General features: G+C 67.8%; 21 protein-coding genes. 11 read left to right on the plus strand and 10 right to left on the minus strand.

Going from position 1 to position 22,112, the window contains the following annotated elements; translation table 11 throughout:
- The 4 genes from AC1DEL_RS16090 to AC1DEL_RS16105 all read right to left on the minus strand — a co-directional run bounded on the left by AC1DEL_RS16090 (position 1) and on the right by AC1DEL_RS16105 (position 5,993).
- Positions 1 to 1,872, minus strand: a complete 1,872-nt coding sequence (locus AC1DEL_RS16090; protein ID WP_477159120.1) for a chorismate-binding protein — start codon at positions 1,870 to 1,872, stop codon at positions 1 to 3.
- A gap of 115 nt (positions 1,873 to 1,987) precedes the next feature.
- Complete coding sequence (gene dnaJ, locus AC1DEL_RS16095; protein WP_477159121.1) at positions 1,988 to 3,121, minus strand: molecular chaperone DnaJ; 1,134 nt, start codon at positions 3,119 to 3,121, stop codon at positions 1,988 to 1,990.
- A gap of 173 nt (positions 3,122 to 3,294) precedes the next feature.
- Positions 3,295 to 5,244 (minus strand): molecular chaperone DnaK, encoded by a 1,950-nt coding sequence (dnaK, locus tag AC1DEL_RS16100; protein WP_477125975.1) that lies wholly within the window; start codon positions 5,242 to 5,244, stop codon positions 3,295 to 3,297.
- A 194-nt stretch (positions 5,245 to 5,438) separates the two neighbouring features.
- Positions 5,439 to 5,993 carry a cob(I)yrinic acid a,c-diamide adenosyltransferase gene (locus tag AC1DEL_RS16105; protein ID WP_092298924.1) on the minus strand — a complete coding sequence of 185 codons (555 nt, stop codon included), beginning with the start codon at positions 5,991 to 5,993 and terminating at the stop codon, positions 5,439 to 5,441.
- Between the two features lie 140 nt (positions 5,994 to 6,133).
- Here AC1DEL_RS16105 and AC1DEL_RS16110 point away from each other — a divergent pair, with 140 nt between their 5' ends.
- The 9 genes from AC1DEL_RS16110 (at position 6,134) to AC1DEL_RS16150 (ending at position 15,713) form a co-directional block, all read left to right on the plus strand.
- Complete coding sequence (locus tag AC1DEL_RS16110; RefSeq protein WP_092298921.1) at positions 6,134 to 7,552, plus strand: FAD-binding oxidoreductase; 1,419 nt, start codon at positions 6,134 to 6,136, stop codon at positions 7,550 to 7,552.
- Positions 7,553 to 7,567: 15 nt separating this feature from the next.
- The gene (locus AC1DEL_RS16115) at positions 7,568 to 8,458 is read left to right on the plus strand and encodes a LysR substrate-binding domain-containing protein (protein WP_092298918.1); all 891 of its coding nucleotides are present in this window, start codon (positions 7,568 to 7,570) and stop codon (positions 8,456 to 8,458) included.
- A gap of 195 nt (positions 8,459 to 8,653) precedes the next feature.
- The gene (locus tag AC1DEL_RS16120) at positions 8,654 to 10,162 is read left to right on the plus strand and encodes an FAD-linked oxidase C-terminal domain-containing protein (RefSeq protein ID WP_092298915.1); all 1,509 of its coding nucleotides are present in this window, start codon (positions 8,654 to 8,656) and stop codon (positions 10,160 to 10,162) included.
- Between the two features lie 60 nt (positions 10,163 to 10,222).
- Positions 10,223 to 11,185: an ion transporter gene (locus AC1DEL_RS16125; RefSeq protein WP_092298912.1), complete on the plus strand. Its 963-nt coding sequence runs from the start codon at positions 10,223 to 10,225 to the stop codon at positions 11,183 to 11,185.
- 40 nt (positions 11,186 to 11,225) lie between these two features.
- Positions 11,226 to 12,332, plus strand: coding sequence for a glycolate oxidase subunit GlcE (gene glcE, locus AC1DEL_RS16130; RefSeq protein ID WP_092298909.1), 1,107 nt, complete (start codon positions 11,226 to 11,228; stop codon positions 12,330 to 12,332).
- 28 nt (positions 12,333 to 12,360) lie between these two features.
- Positions 12,361 to 13,611, plus strand: coding sequence for a glycolate oxidase subunit GlcF (glcF, locus tag AC1DEL_RS16135; protein ID WP_477108699.1), 1,251 nt, complete (start codon positions 12,361 to 12,363; stop codon positions 13,609 to 13,611).
- Positions 13,612 to 13,796: 185 nt separating this feature from the next.
- The gene (locus AC1DEL_RS16140; RefSeq protein WP_092298902.1) at positions 13,797 to 14,186 is read left to right on the plus strand and encodes a CidA/LrgA family protein; all 390 of its coding nucleotides are present in this window, start codon (positions 13,797 to 13,799) and stop codon (positions 14,184 to 14,186) included.
- Positions 14,183 to 14,908: an LrgB family protein gene (locus AC1DEL_RS16145; protein ID WP_092298899.1), complete on the plus strand. Its 726-nt coding sequence runs from the start codon at positions 14,183 to 14,185 to the stop codon at positions 14,906 to 14,908. Before AC1DEL_RS16140 ends, AC1DEL_RS16145 begins: the two co-directional genes overlap by 4 nt.
- Positions 14,909 to 15,020: 112 nt before the next feature.
- Positions 15,021 to 15,713, plus strand: coding sequence for a helix-turn-helix transcriptional regulator (locus AC1DEL_RS16150; RefSeq protein ID WP_092298896.1), 693 nt, complete (start codon positions 15,021 to 15,023; stop codon positions 15,711 to 15,713).
- 23 nt (positions 15,714 to 15,736) lie between these two features.
- Here AC1DEL_RS16150 and AC1DEL_RS16155 read toward each other — a convergent pair whose 3' ends face one another.
- From AC1DEL_RS16155 to AC1DEL_RS16165, 3 genes are all read right to left on the minus strand, one after another.
- Positions 15,737 to 16,231, minus strand: coding sequence for a glutathione peroxidase (locus tag AC1DEL_RS16155; RefSeq protein WP_092298893.1), 495 nt, complete (start codon positions 16,229 to 16,231; stop codon positions 15,737 to 15,739).
- 61 nt (positions 16,232 to 16,292) lie between these two features.
- Positions 16,293 to 17,432: a PilT/PilU family type 4a pilus ATPase gene (locus tag AC1DEL_RS16160; RefSeq protein WP_092298890.1), complete on the minus strand. Its 1,140-nt coding sequence runs from the start codon at positions 17,430 to 17,432 to the stop codon at positions 16,293 to 16,295.
- Positions 17,433 to 17,447: 15 nt separating this feature from the next.
- Positions 17,448 to 18,491: a type IV pilus twitching motility protein PilT gene (locus AC1DEL_RS16165; RefSeq protein ID WP_092298887.1), complete on the minus strand. Its 1,044-nt coding sequence runs from the start codon at positions 18,489 to 18,491 to the stop codon at positions 17,448 to 17,450.
- Positions 18,492 to 18,556: 65 nt separating this feature from the next.
- Here AC1DEL_RS16165 and AC1DEL_RS16170 point away from each other — a divergent pair, with 65 nt between their 5' ends.
- Both AC1DEL_RS16170 and proC read left to right on the plus strand, forming a co-directional pair.
- Positions 18,557 to 19,246, plus strand: coding sequence for a YggS family pyridoxal phosphate-dependent enzyme (locus tag AC1DEL_RS16170; protein WP_092298884.1), 690 nt, complete (start codon positions 18,557 to 18,559; stop codon positions 19,244 to 19,246).
- Positions 19,247 to 19,327: 81 nt separating this feature from the next.
- Positions 19,328 to 20,158 (plus strand): pyrroline-5-carboxylate reductase, encoded by an 831-nt coding sequence (gene proC, locus AC1DEL_RS16175; protein ID WP_092298881.1) that lies wholly within the window; start codon positions 19,328 to 19,330, stop codon positions 20,156 to 20,158.
- A gap of 43 nt (positions 20,159 to 20,201) precedes the next feature.
- Here proC and ubiA read toward each other — a convergent pair whose 3' ends face one another.
- The 3 genes from ubiA to AC1DEL_RS16190 form a co-directional block, all read right to left on the minus strand.
- Positions 20,202 to 21,095, minus strand: coding sequence for a 4-hydroxybenzoate octaprenyltransferase (gene ubiA, locus AC1DEL_RS16180; protein ID WP_092298878.1), 894 nt, complete (start codon positions 21,093 to 21,095; stop codon positions 20,202 to 20,204).
- An 88-nt stretch (positions 21,096 to 21,183) separates the two neighbouring features.
- Positions 21,184 to 21,669: a Dps family protein gene (locus tag AC1DEL_RS16185; RefSeq protein WP_092298875.1), complete on the minus strand. Its 486-nt coding sequence runs from the start codon at positions 21,667 to 21,669 to the stop codon at positions 21,184 to 21,186.
- 90 nt (positions 21,670 to 21,759) lie between these two features.
- Positions 21,760 to 21,954, minus strand: coding sequence for a hypothetical protein (locus AC1DEL_RS16190; RefSeq protein WP_092298872.1), 195 nt, complete (start codon positions 21,952 to 21,954; stop codon positions 21,760 to 21,762).
- Positions 21,955 to 22,112 lie beyond the last annotated feature (158 nt).

Here is a 22,112-nt window from a genome sequence, read left to right on the forward strand (position 1 = left end):
TTAGCGCAGCCGCGCCCGCATCGTCCCGCGCAGCGCATTGGCGATGACGATGGCCTCGGCGTGCCGCACCATCTCACGCGTGACCACGGCCTGTTCGATCGGGCCGTCGATCAGTGCGTCGCCCGCTTCGAGCACCACGGCGCGCATCACGCCCGGCAGGATGTCCGCCGACAGCGGCGGCGTCAGCCAGCGCCCGCCCACCTTCACGAACACCGAACTGCGTCCGCCTTCGAGCAACTCGTCGCGCGTGTTGAAGAACAGCGCGTCGAAGCCGCCCTCGCGCTCGGCCGCCTGCCAGCCGGCATCGAACGTGGCGCGGGCGCTGGACTTGTGGCGGCGCATCGGGTCGGCCACCGGCAAGGGCGTCGCGGCCAGGTCGAGTAGCGCCACCGGCTCGGCGCGCGGCGCCAGCGGGCCGCTCGCGAAGGCCAGCACGCCGGCCTTGTCGACGGCCATCCGCAGCCGCCAGTCGCCATCGCCCAGCCGCCCTGCCTCGGCCTGCATGGCCGCCCGCGCGGCGGGCTGGTCGAACGCGAAGCCGAACACGGCCGTGGAATGCGCCAGCCGCGTCAGATGGCGCTCGCGGTGCAGCACCACGCCATCGCGCGCGTGCATGGTCTCGAACAGCGTGAAGCCGGGATCGTGCGCAGTCAGGAAGCGCGCCTTCCAGCCGCACTCGGCGAATTCGTCGGCGGCCACGCTGTCATGGACGATGCCGCCGCCCACCCCCATCTCGCCCCGGCGCAGGCCGTCGTCACCCTGCGGCCCCAGCACCAGCGTGCGGATGGCCACGGACATGCCGAAGGCGCCGCAGGGCTGGCCATCGGCCGGCGCATCGAGCCAGCCGATGGCGCCCGTGTAGAGGCCGCGCGGCGCGGTTTCCAGTTCGGCGATGATCTGCATGGTCCGCCGCTTGGGCGCGCCGGTGATCGAGCCGCATGGGAACAGCGCCGCCATCAGCGCGCCGAAGCCGGTGCCGGGCCGCGCCGTGGCCGTCACGGTGGAGGTCATCTGCAGCACGCGGCCGAATGGCTGGACCACGAAGCGGTCGGGCACGGCCACGCTGCCGGGCTGGGCGATGCGGCCCAGGTCGTTGCGCAGCAGGTCSACGATCATCASGTTTTCGGCMCGGTTCTTGGCGTCGGCAGCCAGCCGGCGCGCGGCGCGGGCATCCTGCTCGGCGTCCCCGATGCGCGGCGCGGTGCCCTTCATCGGCCGGGTCACCAGATGCCCGGCGCCGTCGTGTTCGACGAACAGCTCGGGCGATAGCGACAGCACCCAGCCATCGCCGGGTAGCCAGGCCAGCACGCCGAACGGCACCGGCTGCGCGGCCCGCAGCGCGGCGTAGAACGTCACCGGGTCGCCGAAGGCGGAGAAGCGGAGCCGCTGCGTGAAATTCACCTGATAGGTATCGCCGGCCGCGATATAGGCGTGGATGCGCGCGATGGCGTCCGCGTAGACGGCGTGCGACGGCTCGGCGCGTACGTCCATCGCCCCGGCCGGGGAGGATTCTGCCCGCGCGGCCAGCCATGCGCCTACGGCGTCGCCGTCAAGCCGGGCCAGGTCGCGGAACCAGAGCAGTTGCAGCGCGCCGTCATGGAACGGCAGCGCATCGCCGCAATGGACCGGCGCCCCGACCAGCGCCCCGCCGTACTCGTACGGCGCGAACAGCGTGGCATGCAGCCCGTGGCGCCAGCCGGCGGCCAGCAGCGCATCCAGCGTGGCGGGATCGGTGCCGGCGGGCAGGACATCGGCCTGGACAAACCCCGTATAGAGGCGCGACGCCGCCACGCCGGGTGCGGCGGCGGCATCGTCAAGCAGGACGAAGGGGTCGAAACTGGCGCTGGAGGGGGCGGGGGACGGCGGAACCACGGCAACTCGGCAGGGTGCATCAATGCCGCATTATCGCCGCGCCGGGCATGAAAAAACCGGCCACGCTGGTCACGTGGCCGGTTTCATCGTCCTGCCTGCCGGGCAATCCGGCGATTTAGCTGAAGAAGCTTTTCACCTTGTCCAGCCAGGACTGCTCCTGCGGGCTGTGGCGCGAGCCGCCCTCGTGCACCGAGCGGTCGAATTCACGCAGCATGTCCTTCTGGGCCTCGGTCAGCTTGACCGGCGTTTCCACGTTCACATGGACGTAGAGGTCGCCGGGATAGCCCGACCGCACACCCTTGATGCCTTTGCCACGCAGCCGGAACGTCTTGCCGCCCTGCGTGCCTTCCGGCACCGGGAAGCTGGCGCGGCCGCCCAGCGTCGGCACTTCCAGTTCGCCGCCCAGCGCCGCCGTGGCGAAGGAGATCGGCATCTGGCAGTGCAGGTCATCGCCATCACGCTCGAATACCTCGTGCGCCTTGATGTGCACTTCCACATACAGGTCGCCCGGGGGGCCGCCGTTGATGCCCGGCTCGCCATTGCCCGACGAGCGGATGCGCATGCCTTCGTCGATGCCGGCCGGAATCTTCACTTCCAGCGTCTTCTGCGACTTCAGCTTGCCCTGGCCATGGCACTTCACGCACGGCTTGGGGATGAACTTGCCGCTGCCGTGGCACTTCGGGCAGGTCTGCTGCATCGTGAAGAAGCCTTGCGACACACGCACCTGGCCCACGYCGTTACAGGTCGGGCAGGTTTCCACCGACGATCCCGGCTCGGCGCCATTGCCGTGGCAGTGTTCGCAGTCTTCCCAGTGCGGCACGCGGATCTGCGCCTCGTGGCCATGCGCGGCCTGCTCCAGCGAGATTTCCATGCTGTAGCGCAGGTCGGCGCCACGGTAGGCCTGCGGGCCGTTGCCGCGACGCTGGCCGCCCTGCTGGCCGAAGATGTCGCCGAAGATGTCGCCGAAGGCTTCGGCAAACCCGCCGTAGCCCTGGCCGCCGCCGAAGCCGCCAGCCATGTTCGGGTCCACGCCGGCGTGGCCATACTGGTCGTAGGCCGCCTTCTTCTCGGGGTCGGAGAGCATCTCGTACGCTTCCTTGCCCTCCTTGAACTTGTCTTCCGCTTCCTTGCTGTCCGGATTGCGGTCCGGGTGGTACTTCATCGCGAGCTTGCGATAAGCCTTCTTGATCTCTTCGTCGCTCGCGTTCTTGCCTACCCCGAGCACTTCGTAATAGTCACGTTTTGCCATGGTGGCTCTTACCTGATTGGCCTGCCCGGCAAAGAATCACCGGTCGGGCGAATAGCAAAAAAGCCGAGCGAGGTGTTCGACCACGGTTTCTCACCCTGTGTCAGAACACCATCGCCCGGCGTCGGGGCGGGAGTGGCGCTGGATGCACCTGCGCCGCTCCCGCTGATTCCCGCTTACTTCTTGTCGTTCACTTCCTTGAACTCGGCGTCCACGACGTTATCGTCCTGCGGCTGCGCCTGGGACTGCTGCTGCTGGCCGCCCGCGGCACCGGCTGCACCGCCGGCTTCACCGGCCTTGGCCTGCATGTCGGCGTAGACCTTCTCGCCCAGCTTCTGGCTCGCTTCGGACAGCGCGTTGATCTTGGTTTCGATCTCGGCCTTGTCGCCGCCGCGTGCGGCGTCTTCCAGTTCCTTGATCGCGACTTCGATCTTTTCCTTCTCGCCGGCCTCGAGCTTGTCGCCATGCTCGGCCACGGCCTTGCGGGTCGAGTGGACCAGCGCATCGGCCTGATTGCGGGCATCGGCCAGCTCACGGGCGCGCTTGTCTTCCTCGGCGTTGGCCTCGGCGTCCTTCACCATGCGCTGGATCTCGTCTTCCGACAGACCCGAGTTCGCCTTGATAGTGATGCGGTTTTCCTTGCCGGTGGCCTTGTCCTTGGCGCCCACGTGCAGGATGCCGTTGGCGTCGATGTCGAACGAGACCTCGATCTGCGGCGTGCCACGCGGCGACGGCGGAATGCCTTCCAGGTTGAACTCGCCCAGCAGCTTGTTGCCGCTGGCCATCTCGCGCTCGCCCTGGAACACCTTGATCGTCACCGCCGGCTGGTTGTCGTCGGCCGTCGAGAAGACCTGTGCGTGCTTGGTCGGGATGGTCGTGTTCTTGCTGATCATCTTGGTCATCACGCCGCCCAGCGTCTCGATGCCCAGCGACAGCGGCGTCACGTCCAGCAGCAGCACGTCGGTACGGTCGCCCGACAGCACCGAGCCCTGGATGGCGGCACCGACGGCCACGGCTTCGTCCGGGTTCACGTCCTTACGCGCTTCCTTGCCGAAGAACTCGCGCACCTGCTCCTGCACCTTGGGCATGCGGGTCATGCCGCCGACCAGGATCACGTCGTCGATATCGCCCACCTTGACGCCCGCATCCTTGATGGCGGTGCGGCACGGGTCGATCGTGCGCTTGATCAGGTCTTCCACCAGCGCTTCCAGCTTGGCGCGCGTGATCTTCAGGTTCAAGTGCTTCGGACCCGAGGCATCCGCCGTGATGTACGGCAGGTTGATCTCGGTCTGCTGCGAGCTGGACAGCTCGATCTTGGCCTTTTCAGCGGCTTCCTTCAGGCGTTGCAGCGCCAGCACGTCCTTGGACAGGTCAACGCCCTGGTCCTTCTTGAACTCGCCGATGATGTAGTCGATGATGCGCTGGTCGAAGTCCTCGCCACCGAGGAAGGTGTCGCCGTTGGTCGACAGCACTTCGAACTGCTTCTCGCCGTCCACGTCCGCGATCTCGATGATCGAGATGTCGAACGTGCCGCCGCCGAGGTCATACACGGCGATCTTGCGGTCGCCCTTCTCGTTCTTGTCCATGCCGAACGCCAGCGCGGCGGCAGTCGGCTCGTTGATGATGCGCTTGACGTCCAGGCCCGCGATGCGGCCGGCGTCCTTGGTCGCCTGACGCTGCGAGTCGTTGAAGTAAGCCGGCACGGTGATCACGGCTTCGGTCACCGGCTCGCCCAGGTAGTCCTCGGCGGTCTTCTTCATCTTGCGCAGCACTTCGGCGGACACCTGCGGCGGGGCCAGCTTCTGGTCACGCGCGCCCACCCATGCGTCGCCGTTATCGGCCTTGACGATGGCGTAGGGCATCAGGCCGATGTCCTTCTGCACTTCCTTTTCTTCGAACTTGCGGCCGATCAGGCGCTTCACGGCGTACAGCGTGTTGCGCGGATTCGTGACCGCCTGGCGCTTGGCCGGCGCGCCGACCAGGATCTCGCCATCTTCCATGTAGGCGATGATCGACGGGGTGGTGCGCGTGCCTTCGGCGTTCTCGATGACCTTCGGCGTGTTGCCTTCCAGGATCGCAACGCAGCTATTGGTGGTACCCAAGTCGATACCGATGATCTTACCCATTTGTGTTCTCTCCTATTGAGCCCTGCTTTGGCGCAGCGGCTGCAATTCAACCTGAGTGCGAAATGTGGCCGTCCGGGGGCATTTCAAGGGCAGAACCCGCAATTCCGAGTAATTTTCTCGGTTTTGCGGGGTAGCACCGTGCCTGCGTCGGGAGCGGCCAAAAAGTGGCTTATTGTTATCTTTTTTGGCGGATATCAGGACTGCCGCTCGCGCTGCCAGAGGACGTCGGTGCCGCCGCCGGCCCGATTCAGCACCCGGGCGAGGACGAACAGCAGGTCCGAGAGCCGGTTCAGGTACTGGCGCGGCGCCTCGTTGAGGGCCTCGGTGGCGCCCAGCGCCACCAGCGCCCGCTCCGCCCGGCGGCACACCGTACGGCAGACGTGGGCCTGGGCGGCGGCGCGGCTGCCGCCCGGCAGGATGAACTCCGCCAGCCGGGGCAGGTTCGCGTTGTAGTGCGCCAGCCAGTCGTCCAGCTGGATCACCTGCGCTTCCTTGAGCAGCGTGTAGCCCGGAATCGACAGCTCGCCGCCCAGGTCGAACAGGTCGTGCTGGATATGGAGCAGGGCGGCGCGCACGTCATCCGGCAGGTCCGGCTCGGTCAGCAGCAGGCCGATGTGGGAATTCAGTTCGTCCACGTCGCCGATGGCGGCGATGCGCTCGCTGTTCTTGCCCGTGCGGCTGCCGTCGCCCAGCCCGGTGGTGCCGGCGTCACCGGTGCGGGTGGCGATCTTGGACAGGCGGTTACCCATGCCGGTCTCCCTCGTCTTGGTTTGAAGTGGCGCAATTATGGCCCCGAACCCGGGCTTCGGGGCGGGTTCCGGGCGCCGCGATGCGGTCCGCCGCGTGACGCGGACGGCGTAGAATGGCGGGATTCGCCGGAGACAAAAGCATGAACCACCCCACGCCCGCCGCCGCCCTGGCGCGCCGTCCCCTTCCCGTTGCCCTGGCCGAGACACTGGCCGCCCGCTTCGGCGAACGGTTTTCCACCTCGGCCGGCGTCTGCGCCCACCATGGCCGCGACGAATCCCCGTTCCCGCCCGCCGCCCCGGACGCCGTGGTCTTCGCCCACACCACCGAGGAAATCGCCGAACTGGCCAGCCTCTGCAACCAGCATGGGGTGCCGCTGATCCCCTACGGCGCCGGATCGTCGCTCGAAGGCCACCTGCTGGCCGTGGCCGGGGGCATCAGCCTGGACCTCTCCCAGATGAACCGCGTGCTGGCGGTGCATCCCGAGGACCTGACCGTGACGGTGCAGCCGGGCGTGACCCGCAAGCAGCTGAACCAGGAAATCAAGGACACCGGGCTGTTCTTCCCGATCGACCCGGGCGCCGATGCCTCGCTGGGCGGGATGTGCGCCACGCGCGCCTCCGGCACCAACGCGGTCCGCTACGGCACGATGCGCGAGAACGTGCTGGCCCTGACCGTGGTCACGGCGGACGGCCGCGTGATCCGCACCGGCACCCAGGCGCGCAAGTCGTCGGCCGGCTATGACCTGACCCGGCTGTTCGTCGGCAGCGAAGGCACGCTCGGCATCATCACCGAGGTCACCGTGCGGCTCTACCCGCAGCCGGAAGCGATCTCGGCCGCCGTGTGCGCGTTCCCGAGCATGGGCGACGCCGTGCGCGCCACGATCCAGACCATCCAGCTTGGCGTGCCGGTGGCCCGCGTGGAGTTCGTCGATGCGCTGGCCATCCGCGCGATCAACCGCCACGACAACCTCACGCTGCCGGAAACCCCGCACCTGTTCTTCGAGTTCCACGGCACCGAGGCCGGCGTGCGCGAGCAGGCCGAAACCGTGCAGCAGATTGCCGACGAGCACGGCGGCCAGGGCTTCGAATGGGCCACGCGCCCCGAAGACCGCAGCCGGCTCTGGAATGCGCGCCATACGGCCTACTTTGCGATGCTGCAGCTCAAGCCCGGTTGCAAGTCCGTGACAACCGACGTCTGCGTGCCGATTTCCCGCCTGGCCGACTGCGTGACCGAGACCGAGCGCGACCTGAACGCCTCGCAGCTGCCCTGCCCCATCGTCGGCCATGTCGGCGATGGCAACTTCCACGTGGCGATCCTGGTCGACCCGGCCAAGCCCGAGGAAATGGCCGAGGCGGAGGACATCAACCGCCGCATCGTCGAACGGGCGCTGGCCATGGGCGGCACCTGCACCGGCGAGCACGGCGTGGGGCTGCACAAGATGGGTTTCCTCGTGCAGGAGCACGGCGAGGACGCACTGGACCTGATGCGGGCGATCAAGGCGGCGCTCGATCCCAATCAGATTCTGAATCCGGGCAAGATCTTCAGCGCGGCGCGCTGACCGGGGGCCCGCGCCATGGCATCGGTGTTCCACCGCGTCCCGCCCCTGCACCTGCTGATCGCGTTCGAGGCCGCCGCGCGGCTTGGCAGCTTCGCGCGTGCGGCGGAAGAACTGTCCGTCACGCCCAGCGCGGTCTCGCACCGCATCAAGAATCTGGAGGAATTATGGGGCGACGACCTGTTCGTGCGCTCCAACGCCGCGCTGCGGCTCACCGCCGCCGGCACGCGCTACCAGCGCAATGTGCAGGACGCGCTGAAGTCCCTCAACGAACTGGCCCGCCCCGAGTACAACAAGCTGCGCACGCGGCTGCGGGTGGCCATTCCGCCGACGTTCGGCCGGCAGCACCTGGTGCCGCGCCTGCCCGAGTTCGGCGCGCTCTACCCCCATATCGACCTGGAACTGCACCTGTCCGTGCCCTTCCTCGATGTGAAGGCCGAGGACACCGATGTCGAGATCCGCTACGGCACGGGACGCTATTCGGGCCTCAAAACCACGAAACTGCTAGTCGAACCGGTGTTTCCGGCGTGCGGGCGGGAGTACTACGAGCGGGTCAACGGGCGCGCCATCGCCAAGCCAGACGACCTGCACAACCTCGTGCTGCTGCGCAGTCCGCTGGAGCCGTGGCGGCCGTGGTTCGAGACCGCCGGGCTCGACTGGCCGGAGCCCCAGACCGGCCCGCAATTCAACGATATCGGCCTGATGCTGGAAGCCATCGTCTCGAACCAGGGCGTGGGACTGGTGCGCCAGCGCATGGCGCGCCAGTGGCTGGCCGCCGGACAGATGGTCAAGCTGCTCGATGTGGAATCGGTCTCGCCGCACGGCTACTACATCGTCGAGCGCGAGCAGGCGCCGCTCCAGCCAGAGGCGCGCTACTTCGTCGACTGGCTGCTCGGGCTGGACTGGTAGCGTCCGGGCCACTAGGCTGGAGAGAGAAGCGCGCGCCAGCCGGGCCGGGGCGCATGGCATGAGCAGTTTTGATCGGCTTGCCATGCCGAATTCACGTGGGCGAAGGCTCCCGTGGCAGGGGGCCTGCGCTATAGTCTGCCGTCCCGGCCGGGTGCGTGAAGCGATGCGCGGCGGCCGGCTCGTCAAGGAGTTGCCATGAACGCCCCGCAAGACGCCCACACCCTGGCCGGCGCTGCCACGCAGGCCGACGGCCCCCGCGCCGCGCTGCTGGCCGGCCTGGCCCGCATCCTCCCGCCTGCCGCCGTGCTCTGGAAGGCCGAGGACACCGTGCCGTACGAGTGCGATGGCCTGGCCGCCTACCGCCAGGTGCCCGACGCCGTGGTCCTGCCCGACACCGAGGAACAGGTCTGCGCCATCCTGCGCCTGTGCCACGAACTCGGGGTGCCGGTAGTGCCGCGCGGCTCCGGCACGAGCCTCTCGGGCGGGGCGATGCCCATCGCCGGCGGGCTGGTGCTGTCGCTGGCCAAGTTCAAGCGCATCCTCTCGGTCGATTCCTACTCGCGCACCGCCGTGGTCCAGCCCGGCGTGCGCAACCTCGCCATCTCCGAGGCCGCCGCGCCGCACAATCTCTATTACGCACCCGACCCGTCCTCGCAGATCGCCTGCTCCATCGGCGGCAACGTGGCCGAGAACTCGGGCGGCGTGCACTGCCTCAAGTACGGCCTCACCGTGCACAACGTGCTGCGCGTGCGCGCCGTGACGATGGAGGGCGATGTGGTGGTCTTCGGCTCCGAGGCGCCCGACGCGCCGGGCCTGGACCTGCTGGCCACGCTGATCGGCTCCGAGGGCATGCTGGCCGTCGCCACCGAGATCACCGTCCGGCTGATTCCCAAGCCGCAGCTCGCGCAGGTCATCATGGCCAGCTTCGACGATGTGGAAAAAGGCGGCAACGCCGTGGCCGACGTGATTGCCGCCGGCATCATCCCGGCCGGCCTGGAGATGATGGACAAGCCCGCCACGGCCGCCGTGGAGGAGTTCGTCAAGGCGGGCTACGACCTCGACGCCGCCGCCATCCTGCTGTGCGAATCGGACGGCACGCCCGAGGAAGTGGCCGAGGAGATCGAGCGGATGAGCGAGGTGCTGCGCCGCTCGGGCGCCACGCGGATCACGGTGTCGCAGAGCGAGGCCGAACGGCTGCGCTTCTGGAGCGGGCGCAAGAACGCCTTCCCGGCCGCCGGGCGCATCTCGCCCGACTACTACTGCATGGACGGCACGATCCCGCGCAAGCACATCGGCACGCTGCTCAAGCGGATCGAGGCGATGGAACGCAAGTACGCCTTGCGCTGCATCAACGTCTTCCATGCCGGCGATGGCAACATGCACCCGCTGATCCTGTTCAACGGCGAGGACCTCGACGAATGGCATCGCGCCGAACTGTTCGGTGCCGACATCCTGGAGTCCTGCGTGGAACTGGGCGGCACCGTCACCGGCGAGCACGGCGTGGGCGTGGAGAAGCTGAATTCGATGTGCGTGCAGTTCTCGCCGGCCGAGCGCGATGCGTTCTTCGGCGTGAAGGCCGCCTTCGACCCGGCCCGGCTGCTGAACCCGGACAAGGCCATCCCGACGCTGGCGCGCTGCGCCGAGTACGGCAAGATGCACGTCAGGCGCGGCCTGCTGCCGCATCCGGACCTGCCGCGCTTCTGAGCGCGGGCGGGTACCGGGCGGGCCACGCGCCCCACCGCTACCCGCTCACCATCGCCACCCATGCCCAACCCCAACACCCACCAACGGGACGCCCGCCAGGAGCGCTTCCTCAACGCGCGCACCCGGCAGCGCCTGGGCCAGCCCGAAGCCGGCTGGCGCCAGCGCTGGTACACGATCATCTTCGAGGCCGACACGCGCCAGGGGCGCCTGTTCGACATCGTGCTGCTGATCGCCATCGTGACCAGCGTGGCCATCGTGATGCTGGACAGCGTGCCGTCGATCAACGCGCGCGCCGGGCTGGCGTTCACGCTGCTGGAGTGGATGTTCACGCTGCTGTTCACGGCCGAGTACGTGATGCGGCTGCTGGTGGTGCGCCGGCCGCTGCGCTACGCGTTCAGCTTCTTCGGCATCATCGACTTCATCTCGATCATCCCGACCTGGGCCGCGTTCTTCGTGCCAGAACTGGCCTTCCTGATCGACGTGCGGCTGCTGCGGCTGCTGCGCGTGTTCCGGATCCTCAAGCTCACGGTCTATTTCGAGGAAGCCCAGATCCTGGCCATGGCGCTGTCCAACAGCCGCCGCAAGATTTTCGTGTTCCTGGGCACCGTGTTCATCATCACGATCATCCTCGGCACGATCATGTACGTGGTGGAAGGCCCGCGGCACGGCTTCACCAGCATCCCGGTCAGCATGTACTGGGCCATCGTCACGCTGACCACGACCGGCTTCGGCGACATCGTGCCGCGCACGCCCATCGGGCAGTTCATCACCTCGCTGACCATCCTGCTCGGCTACGGGATCATCGCCTTCCCGACCGGCATCGTCGGCGCGGAACTGGCGGCCAGCATCATCCGGCGGCCGCTGACCACGCGCTGTTGCGAGCACTGCCTGACCGAGGGGCACGACCCCGACGCGGGCTTCTGCAAGCATTGCGGGACGGTGCTGCCTCCCTATCAGGTCGAGAACCCGACGGGGTTCGAGGATCTCGGCGGCCCCGGCAAGACGCCGCCGCGCCAGCCCTGATTCGACGACAACCCAACAAAAAACGCCAAGGGTCCCCCATATGGAAGCCACACTCGACGCCTTTCGCGATGCCATCCGCCAGGCCGGCGACAGCCGCGCCCCGCTGCGCCTGCGCGGCGGCGGCAGCAAGGACTTCTACGGCCAGGCGCTGGTCGGCACCGTGCTCGACACCCGCCCCTACGCCGGCATCGTCGACTATGACCCGGCGGAGCTGGTGGTCACGGCACGCTGCGGCACGCCGCTGGCCGAGATCGAGGCCGCGCTGGCCGAACGTCGCCAGATGCTGGCCTTCGAGGCGCCGCATTTCGCCGCGCCCGGCATCGCCACGCTGGGCGGCGCCGTGGCGGCMGGGCTGTCCGGCCCGCGCCGGCAGTCAGTGGGCGCGCTGCGCGATTTCGTGCTCGGCGTGCAGCTGATGGACGGACGCGGCGAGGTGCTGCATTTCGGCGGGCAGGTGATGAAGAACGTGGCCGGCTATGACGTCTCGCGGCTGCTGACCGGCTCGCTCGGCACGCTCGGCCTGATCCTGGAGGTCTCGCTGAAGGTGCTGCCGATACCGTTCGACGACGCCACGCTCCGCTTTGCGCTGCCGCAGGCCGAAGCCATCGAGCGCCTGAACCGCTGGGGCGGCCAGCCGCTGCCGATCGCGGCGTCGGCGTGGCAGGACGGCGTGCTTGACGTGCGGCTCTCGGGCGCCACGGCGGCCGTGCGCGCCGCGTGCGAGAAGCTGGGCGGCGATCGCGTCGAGCCCGGCGAGGCGCTCGCGCTCTGGGCCGCGCTGCGCGAGCAGTCGCACCCCTTCTTCGCCCCGGCCCACACCAAAGACCATGGCCGCGCACTGTGGCGCATCGCCGTGCCGCCCATCGCCCCGCCGCTGGACCTGCCCGGCACGCAGCTTGTGGAATGGGGCGGCGGCCAGCGCTGGTGGCTGGCGCCCGAGGGCGACCCCGCCACGGTCTCGGCCGATTCGGTGCGCGCCATCGCCCAGGCTGCCGGCGGCCACGCCACGCTGTTCCGCAACGGCGACAAGGCAGTTGGCGTGTTCACGCCGCTGTCGGCCCCGCTGGCCGCCATCCACAAGCGGCTGAAGGCCACCTTCGACCCCGCCGGCATCTTCAATCCGCAGCGCCTGTACACCGGCCTCTGAGCCGCCCACCGCCCAAGCCCCCCGAACCATGCAAACCACACTGGCCGAATTCCTGCGCAACACGCCCGAAGGCGAAGAAGCCAAGTCCATCGTCGGCAAGTGCGTGCACTGCGGCTTCTGCACCGCCACTTGCCCCACCTACCAGTTGCTCGGCGATGAGCTGGACGGCCCACGCGGCCGCATCTACCTGATGAAGCAGATGCTCGAGGGCCAGCCCGTGACGGAAAGCACGCGGCTGCACCTGGACCGCTGCCTGACCTGCCGCAACTGCGAATCGACCTGCCCGTCCGGCGTGAAGTACGGGCGGCTGGTCGATATCGGCCGGAAGGTGGTGGATGAGCGACTCGAGGCGCAAGGCATCCACCGCCCCGCAAAAGAGCGGATGGCGCGCTGGCTGCTGCGCGAGGGGCTGACCCGGCCGAAGCTGTTCGGCCCGGCGCTGAAGCTCGGCCAGATGATGCGTCCGATGCTGCCGGTGGCGCTGCGCAACAAGCTGCCGGCGATCACCTCGCCGACGGGGCCGTGGCCGCGCACCACGCACACCCGCAAGATGCTGCTGCTGGACGGCTGCGTGCAGCCGGCGATGTCGCCCAACATCAACGTGGCCACCGCGCGCGTGCTGGACAAGCTCGGCGTGCAACTGGTGGTGGCGAGCGAGGCCGGCTGCTGCGGCGCGATCCGCTTCCACACCGGCGACCACGACGGCGGGCTGGACAATATGCGCGCCAACATCGACGCCTGGTGGCCCTATATCGAATCCGGCGCGGAGGCCATCGTCATGACGGCCTCCGGCTGCGGCGTGATGGTGAAGGACTACGGCCACCTGCTGCGCCACGACCGCGCCTACGCGGAGCGCGCGGCACGGGTTTCGGCGATGACGCGCGACCTGTCCGAGATCCTGCCCGACTTCGCCGACGACCTGCACAAGCTGGCCGGCGCCGTGCCGCGCGACGGCCGGCGCGTGGCTTACCATCCGCCCTGTACGCTTCAGCACGGCCAGCAGATCCGCGGCAAGGTGGAGGCGCTACTGACCGGCCTGGGCATCGAGGTGCGGCTCTGCGCCGACAGCCACCTGTGCTGCGGCTCGGCGGGTACGTACTCGGTGCTGCAGCCGGAGTTGTCCTATCCGCTGCGCGACGACAAGCTCGCCAAGCTCCAGGCCTCCTCGCCCGATGCCATCGTCTCGGCCAATATTGGCTGCATCACGCACCTGCAAAGCGGCACCGACACGCCGGTGATGCACTGGGTGGAACTGGTGGAGCGCATGGTCTGCGCGTAGGGAGTTCTCCCCTCGCCCGCTTGTTGGAGAGGGGTCGGGGGAGAGGGATTGAGCGAACTGCGCGGTGACGCTTCGTGGATGCGCCTGCCCTCTCCCCCAGCCCTCTCCCAAAGGGAGAGGGGAGCAAAACACGGCCCGCGCCATCGGAGTACCATGTCGGCACATTTCGACCCTGATGCGCCCCCATGCTCCAGACGTTTGCCATCCTGCTGGTCTTCCAGACCGTGGGCGAGGTGATCAGCTACGCGCTGCGCCTGCCCGTGCCCGGTCCTGTGATCGGCATGCTCCTGCTCTTCGGCTGGCTGGTCTTCGACAACCGCCTGCTCCCCATCATCCAGAACACCACCAGCGAGCTGCTCAAGCACCTGTCGCTGCTGTTCGTGCCGGCCGGCGTCGGCATCATGGTCCACGCCAACCGGATTGGCGGCGAATGGATGCCGATTGTCGTCGCGCTGGTCATCTCCACCTGGCTGGCCATCGTCGTGACCGCGCTGGTCACCCGGGCGCTGATGCGCAAGCCGGCGCCGCCCCAGGCCGAAGCCGCCGAAGCTGCCGATAGCGGGGCGCAGCCATGATGTCGCCGCGTCTGAACGAGATCTGGGTCTACCTGTCGGCCAGCCCGCTGATCGGGCTCACCGCCACGCTGATCGCCTACGTCTTCGCGTTCCGGATCTACGAGCGCGCGCGGTACTCGCCGCTGGCCAACCCGGTGATGATCTCGGTGGCCATCCTCGTCACCGTGCTGACCGTGACCGGCACGCCGTACAAGACCTACTTCGACGGGGCGCAGTTCGTCCACTTCCTGCTCGGGCCGGCCACGGTGGCACTGGCGGTGCCGCTCTACACCCAGTTGCCGAAGCTGCGCGCGCACGTCTTCCCGCTGCTTTGCGGGCTGGTGGCGGGATCGCTGGTGGCCGTGGTGTCGGCGGTGGGCATCGCCTACGCGCTGGGGGCGTCGCCCGAGGTGGTGCGCTCGCTGGCGCCCAAGTCGGTCACGATCCCGATCGCCATGGGGGTGTCCGAGAAGATCGGCGGCCTGCCCTCGCTGACGGCCGTGCTGGTGATGGCCACCGGCATCATCGGCGCGGTCAGCACCACCGGCCTGCTCAACATGCTGCGCGTGCGCGACTACGTGATTCGCGGCTTCGCCACCGGCGTGGCGGCCCACGGCATCGGCACGGCGCGCGCGTTCCAGGTCAACCAGGAGGCCGGCGCCTTCGCCGCGCTGGGCATGGGCCTGAACGGCGTGCTGACCGCCATCGTGGTGCCGGTGCTGGCGGCATGGATGCCCCACTGACCGGGGCGGGTTCCCCTGCCACCCCTGACACCCTCCTGACAGTACGCTGTCAGGAGCCGGCGGGCATGATGCGCCCATCCGGCCCCCCGCCTCCTTCATTCTTCCCCAGCCCATGAGCCGCCGTGCCGACCGCCTCTTCCAGATCGTGCAGGTCCTGCGTGGCCGCCGGCTGACCACGGCGGCATTGCTGGCGCAGCGGCTGGGCGTGTCCGAGCGCACGGTCTACCGTGACATCCAGGCGCTGTCGCTGTCGGGGGTGCCGGTGGAGGGCGAGGCTGGCATCGGCTACCGGCTGCGGCCGGATTACGATGTGCCGCCGCTGATGTTCACCGCGATGGAAGTGGAAGCGATGGTCGCCGGCCTGCGCCTGCTCAAGGCCTGGGGCGGCGGCGCGCTGGCCGCGGCGGCGGATCCGGCGCTGGAGAAGCTGATGGCCGCCCTGCCGCCCCCGCGCCGCGTGGCGGCGCAGCAGAGCCGGATTTTCGCGCCCGAGTACCTCAACCATCCGGCCGTGCGCGAGGCCTTCGACACCGTGCATGGCGCCATTGGCGCGCAACGGCTGCTGCGGCTCGACTATATCGATGCCCAGCAGCGCGTCACCGAGCGCGTGGTGCAGCCGCTGGGGCTGTTCTTCTGGGGCAATGTCTGGCTGCTGGCGGCGTGGTGCACGGCGCGGTCCGACTATCGCAGCTTCCGGCTGGACCGCTGCCGCACCATCGAGATCCTCGACGAGCAATTCCACGAGACGCCGGACCGCTCGCTCAACGGCTTCCTGCGCGCGGTGCAGTCCGATATGCCGGGCTGAGGCAGTCAGGCCCGGCTGACCCATCAGGCTGCCGGATCGCTCAGCAGCGTCTCGATATCCGCGCGGATGTCCTCGGGCTTGGTCGTGGGCGCGTAGCGCTTGAAGACCGTGCCGTCGCGGCGCAGCAGGAACTTGGTGAAGTTCCACTTGATGCCCTGGGTGCCGAGCACGCCGGGCTTTTCCGAGGTCAGCCACTTGTAGAGCGGATGCGCACCGGCGCCGTTGACCTCGATCTTCTCGAACATCGGAAACTTGACCTGGAAGCGCGTCTCGCAGAACTGGCCGATCTGCGCCGCGTCGCCCGGCTCCTGCTTGCCGAACTGGTTGCAGGGGAAGCCGAGCACCGCCAGGCCGCGCGGCTCGTAGGCCTCGTGCAGCGCCTCCAGCCCTGCGTACTGGGGCGTGAAGCCGCACTCGCTGGCCGTGTTGACGATCAGCAGCACCTTGCCGTGGAAATCGGCCAGCGGCACCGGCTGGCCGGACAGGGACTTCGCTTCGAACTGGTAGACGTTGCTCATGGCGGCTCCGGAGAATGCATTGCAGACAACCGCGAGCATACCGCGCCCGCCGGTCGTCCGATCAAATGACGTTCAGGTGCTCGGTGCCGGCGCCCAGGTCGGCGTCGCGGTGGCGGGCGCTGTGGAGCTTGATCATCAGGCGCAGGTCATTCAGCGAGTCGGCGTTCTTGAGCGCGTCCTCGTAGGCGATCTTCTCTTCCTCGTACAGTTCGAACAACGCCTGGTCGAAGGAGATCATGCCCTGCTCACGGGACTTCTTGATAACTTCCTTGAGCTCGTGGATCTCGCCCTTGAAGATCAGGTCGGCCACCAGCGGCGTTCCGATCATGATCTCCACGGCCGGCACGCGGCCCTTGCGGCCGGCGCGCGGCAGCAGCCGCTGCGAGATCATCGCCTTGAGGTTCAGCGACAGGTCGATCAGCAGCTGCTGGCGCTTCTCCTCGGGGAAGAAGTTGATGATCCGGTCGATGGCCTGGTTGGCGTTGTTGGCGTGCAGCGTGGCCAGGCACAGGTGGCCCGTCTCGGCGTACTGCATCGCGTATTCCATGGTGTCGCGGTCGCGGATTTCGCCGATCAGGATCACATCCGGCGCCTGGCGCAGGGTGTTCTTCAGCGCCACGTGCCACGACTCGGTGTCAATGCCGACCTCGCGCTGCGTGACGACGCAGTTCTGGTGCGCGTGCACGTACTCGATCGGGTCCTCGATCGTGATGATGTGGCCGTACGAGTGCGCGTTGCGGTGGTCGAGCATGGCCGCCAGCGAGGTGGACTTGCCCGAGCCCGTGGCGCCGGTCACGATTACCAGCCCGCGCTTGGCCATGACGATCTCATGGAGCGACGTGGGCAGGTCCAGGTCTTCCACCGACGGAATGCGCGTGTTGATCGTCCGCACCACCATGCCGGCCTTGCCCTGCTGGATGAAGGCCGAGACGCGGAAGCGCCCGGCGTTCGGCGCGGTAATCGCGAAGTTGCACTCGCGGCTTTCGTCGAATTCCTTCACCTGGCGCTCGTTCATGATCGAACGGACCAGGCCCAGCGCCTGCGCCGGGTTGAGCGGCTGCTGAGAGACGGGCGTGATCTTGCCGTCCACCTTGATGGCCGGCGGGAATTCGGACGTGATGAACAGGTCCGAGCCGCGGTTGTTGACCATCAGCTCTAGCAGGTCGTTGATGTACTTCGCGGCGGATTCGCGGTCGAGCATGGCGTCGGCCTCCCCTTAGCCCATGAAGGCGTCGGGATTCTTGGCAATCGCCCGCGCGTCGTTGTAGTTGATCATGCCGCGCTTGATCAGGTCGCTCAGGCACTGGTCGAGCGTCTGCATGCCCATACCGCTCGACGTCTGCATCATCGAGTACATCTGCGCGATCTTGTTCTCGCGGATCAGGTGGCGGATGGCGGGCGTGGCGATCATGATCTCGTGCGCCGCGGTCCGGCCGTTGCCGTCGCGCGTCTTGAGCAGCGTCTGGGAGATCACGGCCTCGAGCGATTCCGACAGCATGGTCCGCACCATGTCCTTTTCCTCGGGCGGGAACACGTCCACGACCCGGTCGATGGTCTTGGCGGCGGAACTCGTGTGCAGCGTGGCGAAGACCAGGTGGCCGGTTTCGGCGGCGGTCAGCGCCAGCCGGATGGTTTCCAGGTCACGCAATTCGCCCACCAGGATCACGTCCGGATCCTCACGCAGCGCCGAGCGCAGCGCGTTCGAGAACGAATGCGTGTGCGGGCCCAGTTCGCGCTGGTTGATCAGGCTTTTCTTGGAGGTGTGGACGAATTCGATCGGGTCTTCCACCGTGAGGATGTGACCCATGTCGTTGTCGTTGCGGTGATCGACCATGGCCGCCAGCGTGGTCGACTTGCCCGAGCCGGTCGGCCCGGTCACGAGCACGAGACCGCGTGGCTTGATGCAGAGGTCCGCGAACACGGCCGGTGCATGGAGGTCATCGAGCGTCAGGACTTTCGACGGAATGGTCCGGAACACGGCGGCGGAGCCGCGCTGCGTGGTGTAGGCATTGACCCGGAACCGTGACAGGCCGGCAATCTCGAACGAGAAGTCGACCTCGAGGCGTTCTTCGTAGCTCTTGCGCTGAACGTCGCTCATGATGTCGTACACCATGGCGTGGACGTCCTTGTGGCCCATGGCCGCCACGTTGATCCGCCGCATATCCCCGTGAATACGCACCATCGGCGGCATGTCTGCCGAGAGGTGGAGATCGGATGCCTTGTTCTTGACCGCAAAAGCCAATAGCTGCGCGATGTCCATCTATAATGACCCCACCCTAATATACGACTTGTTGTTGTGTACTTCTTTGGTATGTCCGCCGGATTATGTCTGTAATCGCCGCCAACTTGCAAGCCGTGCTAAATGACATCGCGGCGGCTGCACAACAAGCCGGCAGGGACCCGTCCGCGGTCACCCTGCTGGCCGTCTCCAAGACCGTCGCGCCGGCCACCGTGCGGGCGGCTTTCCAGGCCGGGCAGGCCGCTTTCGGGGAAAACTACGTCCAGGAAGGCCTCGACAAGATCGCCGCCCTGGCCGACCTGCGCGACCGGATCGCCTGGCATTTCATCGGCCCGCTGCAAAGTAACAAGACCCGGCCGGTGGCCGAGCAGTTCGACTGGGTCCACGCCATCGACCGGCTGAAGATCGCCGAGCGGCTGTCGGCCCAGCGGCCGGTGGGCATGGCGCCGCTCCAGGTCTGCATCCAGGTCAATATCAGCGAAGAGGCCAGCAAGAGCGGCGTGGCGCCGGCCGAGGTACTGCCGCTGGCGCAGGCCATCGCCGCCCTGCCGAACCTGCGGCTGCGCGGGCTGATGGCGATTCCGGCGCCGGCCGACGACCCGGAGGCCCAGCGCCGGCCGTTCGCGGCGCTGCGCGGGTTGCTTGATCAACTCCGGCAATCCGGTCTACACGTAGACACGCTCTCGATGGGCATGTCCGCGGACATGGGCGCGGCCATCACCGAGGGCGCCACACTGGTGCGCATCGGCACCGCGATTTTCGGCGCGCGCGCCTGACGGCGCAGCGCCCCCCCCACCCACAAGAACGCCGGGCGACACGCATCGACCCGGCAACATTCGGAAAAGACAAGGAAAGACATGCTCGATACGCTCACCTTCGGCTTCCTCGGCGGCGGCAACATGGCCTCCGCCCTGATCGGCGGCCTGGTGGCCCGCGGCGTGCCCGCGCGCGCCATTTGCGTCATCGATCCGTCGGACGATGCCCGCCAGCGGCTGGAACAGACGCTCGGCGTCCGGACCCAGGCCGCGCCGGACGCCCGCTTCGGCGCCAGCCACGTCATCGTGCTGGCGGTCAAGCCGCAGCAGTTCCGCGACGCCGTGGCGCCGCTCGTGCCGCATCTGGGCGCCAGCCAGGGCAATCTGATCATCAGCGTGGCGGCCGGCATCCGGCTCCAGGACATGGGCCGCTGGCTGGGCACCTCGCGCCTGGTACGGGCGATGCCCAACACCCCGGCGCTGGCCGGCATGGGCATGACCGGCCTGGCCGCCGCGCCGGGCCTGAGCAAGGCGGACCGCGCCATCGCCACGGCTGTGGCGCAAGCCGTGGGCCAGTGCGTCTGGGTCGATGACGACAACCAGATCGACGCCGTGACGGCCCTCTCGGGCAGCGGCCCGGCCTACGTCTTCTACTTCATCGAAGCCATGGAGCGCGCGGCGAAGGAGATGGGCCTGACCGCCGAACAGGGCCGCCAGCTGGGCGTGGAGACGTTCCGGGGCGCGGCCGCGCTAGCTGCCGAGTCGTCGGAGCCGGTGTCCCTGCTGCGCGAGCGCGTGACATCGAAGGGCGGCACGACCTACGCGGCGCTGACGTCGATGGACGCGGACAAGATGCAGGACGCCTTCGTCCGCGCCATGCACGCGGCGGCGGCCCGGGGCCGCGAGATGGGCGCCGAGTTCGGCAAGGACTGAGGAATAGTCCGGGCGGGAGTCCGGACCAACGCTGAACGGCCGCTTACTTCAGCCAGTAGGCGAGCGCCGTTCCTGCGAACACCACCCCGCCCAGCCAGTTGTTGTGCCGGAACGCCGCGAAGCACTTCATGCGGTCGCGGTCACGGATCAGCGTGTAGTGGTAGCCGGCCAGACCGGCCGCCCCCACCAGCCCGGCGTAATACGGCCAGCCCAGCCCCAGCAGCGCGCCAGCCCAGGCCATCAGGCCCAGGAAGCCGGCGTAGCAGAGCATGATCGCCGCCACGTCGAAGCGACCGAAGGTGATCGCCGAGGTCTTGATGCCGATCAGCAGGTCGTCGTCACGGTCGACCATCGCATAGGCGGTGTCGTAGGCCACGGACCAGAAGACGTTGGCCAGCAGCATCAGCCACGCCACGGGGGGCACCTCCCCCTGCACCGCCGCGAACGCCATCGGAATCCCAAACCCGAAGGCAATGCCGAGGTAGGCCTGCGGAATCGCGAAGAATCGCTTGAAGAACGGATAGGTGCCGGCTACCACGGCCGCCACCACGGCCAGCGCCTTGGTCAGCCCGTTCAGCGGCAGGATCAGCGCGAACGCCGCCAGCGCCAGCACGGCGGCCACCACCAGCGCCTCCCAGCCGGCGATGTAGCCAGCGGTCAGCGGCCGCTCCTTGGTGCGCTTCACATGCTTGTCGAAGTCACGGTCGGCCCAGTCGTTCATGGCGCAGCCCGACGAGCGCATCAGGAACGTGCCGACGAAGAAAATCCAGAAAATACCCCAGGCGGGCGGCCCTTCGGCAGCCATCCACAGCGCCCACAGCGTGGGCCACAGCAGCAGCAGGGTACCGATGGGCTTGTCGATCCGCACCAGCCGCGCGTAGAGCGCGAGGCGTCCGGGACGGCGGGGTTGCGGCGGGGCGGCGGAATGTTCGGACATGGGGACTGCGTTCACTTCTGGCGAGACAAAACAAAAAACGCGTCGCGGCGTGGATAGCCGTGACGCGTTGTGCGCTGGTCAGACAGACTCAGGCCAGCATCGCGCGCAGCATCCACGCGGTCTTTTCGTGCGTCTGCATGCGCTGGGTCAGCAGGTCGGCCGAGGGCTCGTCGCCCGCTGCATCGATGGCCGGGAACAGCGAGCGCGCGGTGCGCACCACGGCTTCCTGGCCTTCCACCAGCTTGCGGATCATCTCGGTCGCGTCGGGCACGCCTTCTTCCTCGGCGATCGACGACAGCTTCGCGTACTCCTTGTACGTGCCCGGTGCCGGGTAGCCCAGCGCGCGGATCCGCTCGGCGATGGCGTCCACGGCCAGCGCCAGCTCGGTGTACTGCGTCTCGAACATCGTATGCAGCGTGTTGAACATCGGCCCCGTCACGTTCCAGTGGAAGTTGTGGGTCTTGAGGTAGAGGGTGTAGGTATCCGCCAGCAGCTTGGACAGGCCTTCCGCAATCTTCTTGCGGTCCTTGTCGGACATGCCGATGTTCACGCTCATCTCATTCTTCTTTGCCATGGTCGTTCAGCTCCGTTTGTAGCCACGAGGAATCCAGCCCACGCCATTCAGATTGTCGGGGGGCAGTCGGCGGCCATTATCGCATTAGCTTTATGTGCCGAGGAAGGCAAAACCCTGCGCCGCGTGGAAGAACATCGCCATCGCACCCAGCGCGACGATGGCCATGCCGATCTCCTTGCGCACCACCTTGCGGCGCAGGCGGCTGGCCTCCTCGGTGCGCGGACCCTCGTCGGCGGCCGTGCGCAGTTGCTGGAATTCGGTCACGAACAGGTCGAGCATCGTCATGGTGTTTCTCCGCTTCAGTCGGTGGATGCCCCGCAGGCGGGGTGTCGATGAGTGAAGTATAGGAAAATCTATCGAACTTCACATTCGATAATATCAACCTATTGCATAGCGATTGGCTATGTCTCGATGCGGCGCAAACAAAAACGGCAGGGAAGCGC

This window comes from Cupriavidus sp. 10L43_2, from assembly GCF_056395265.1.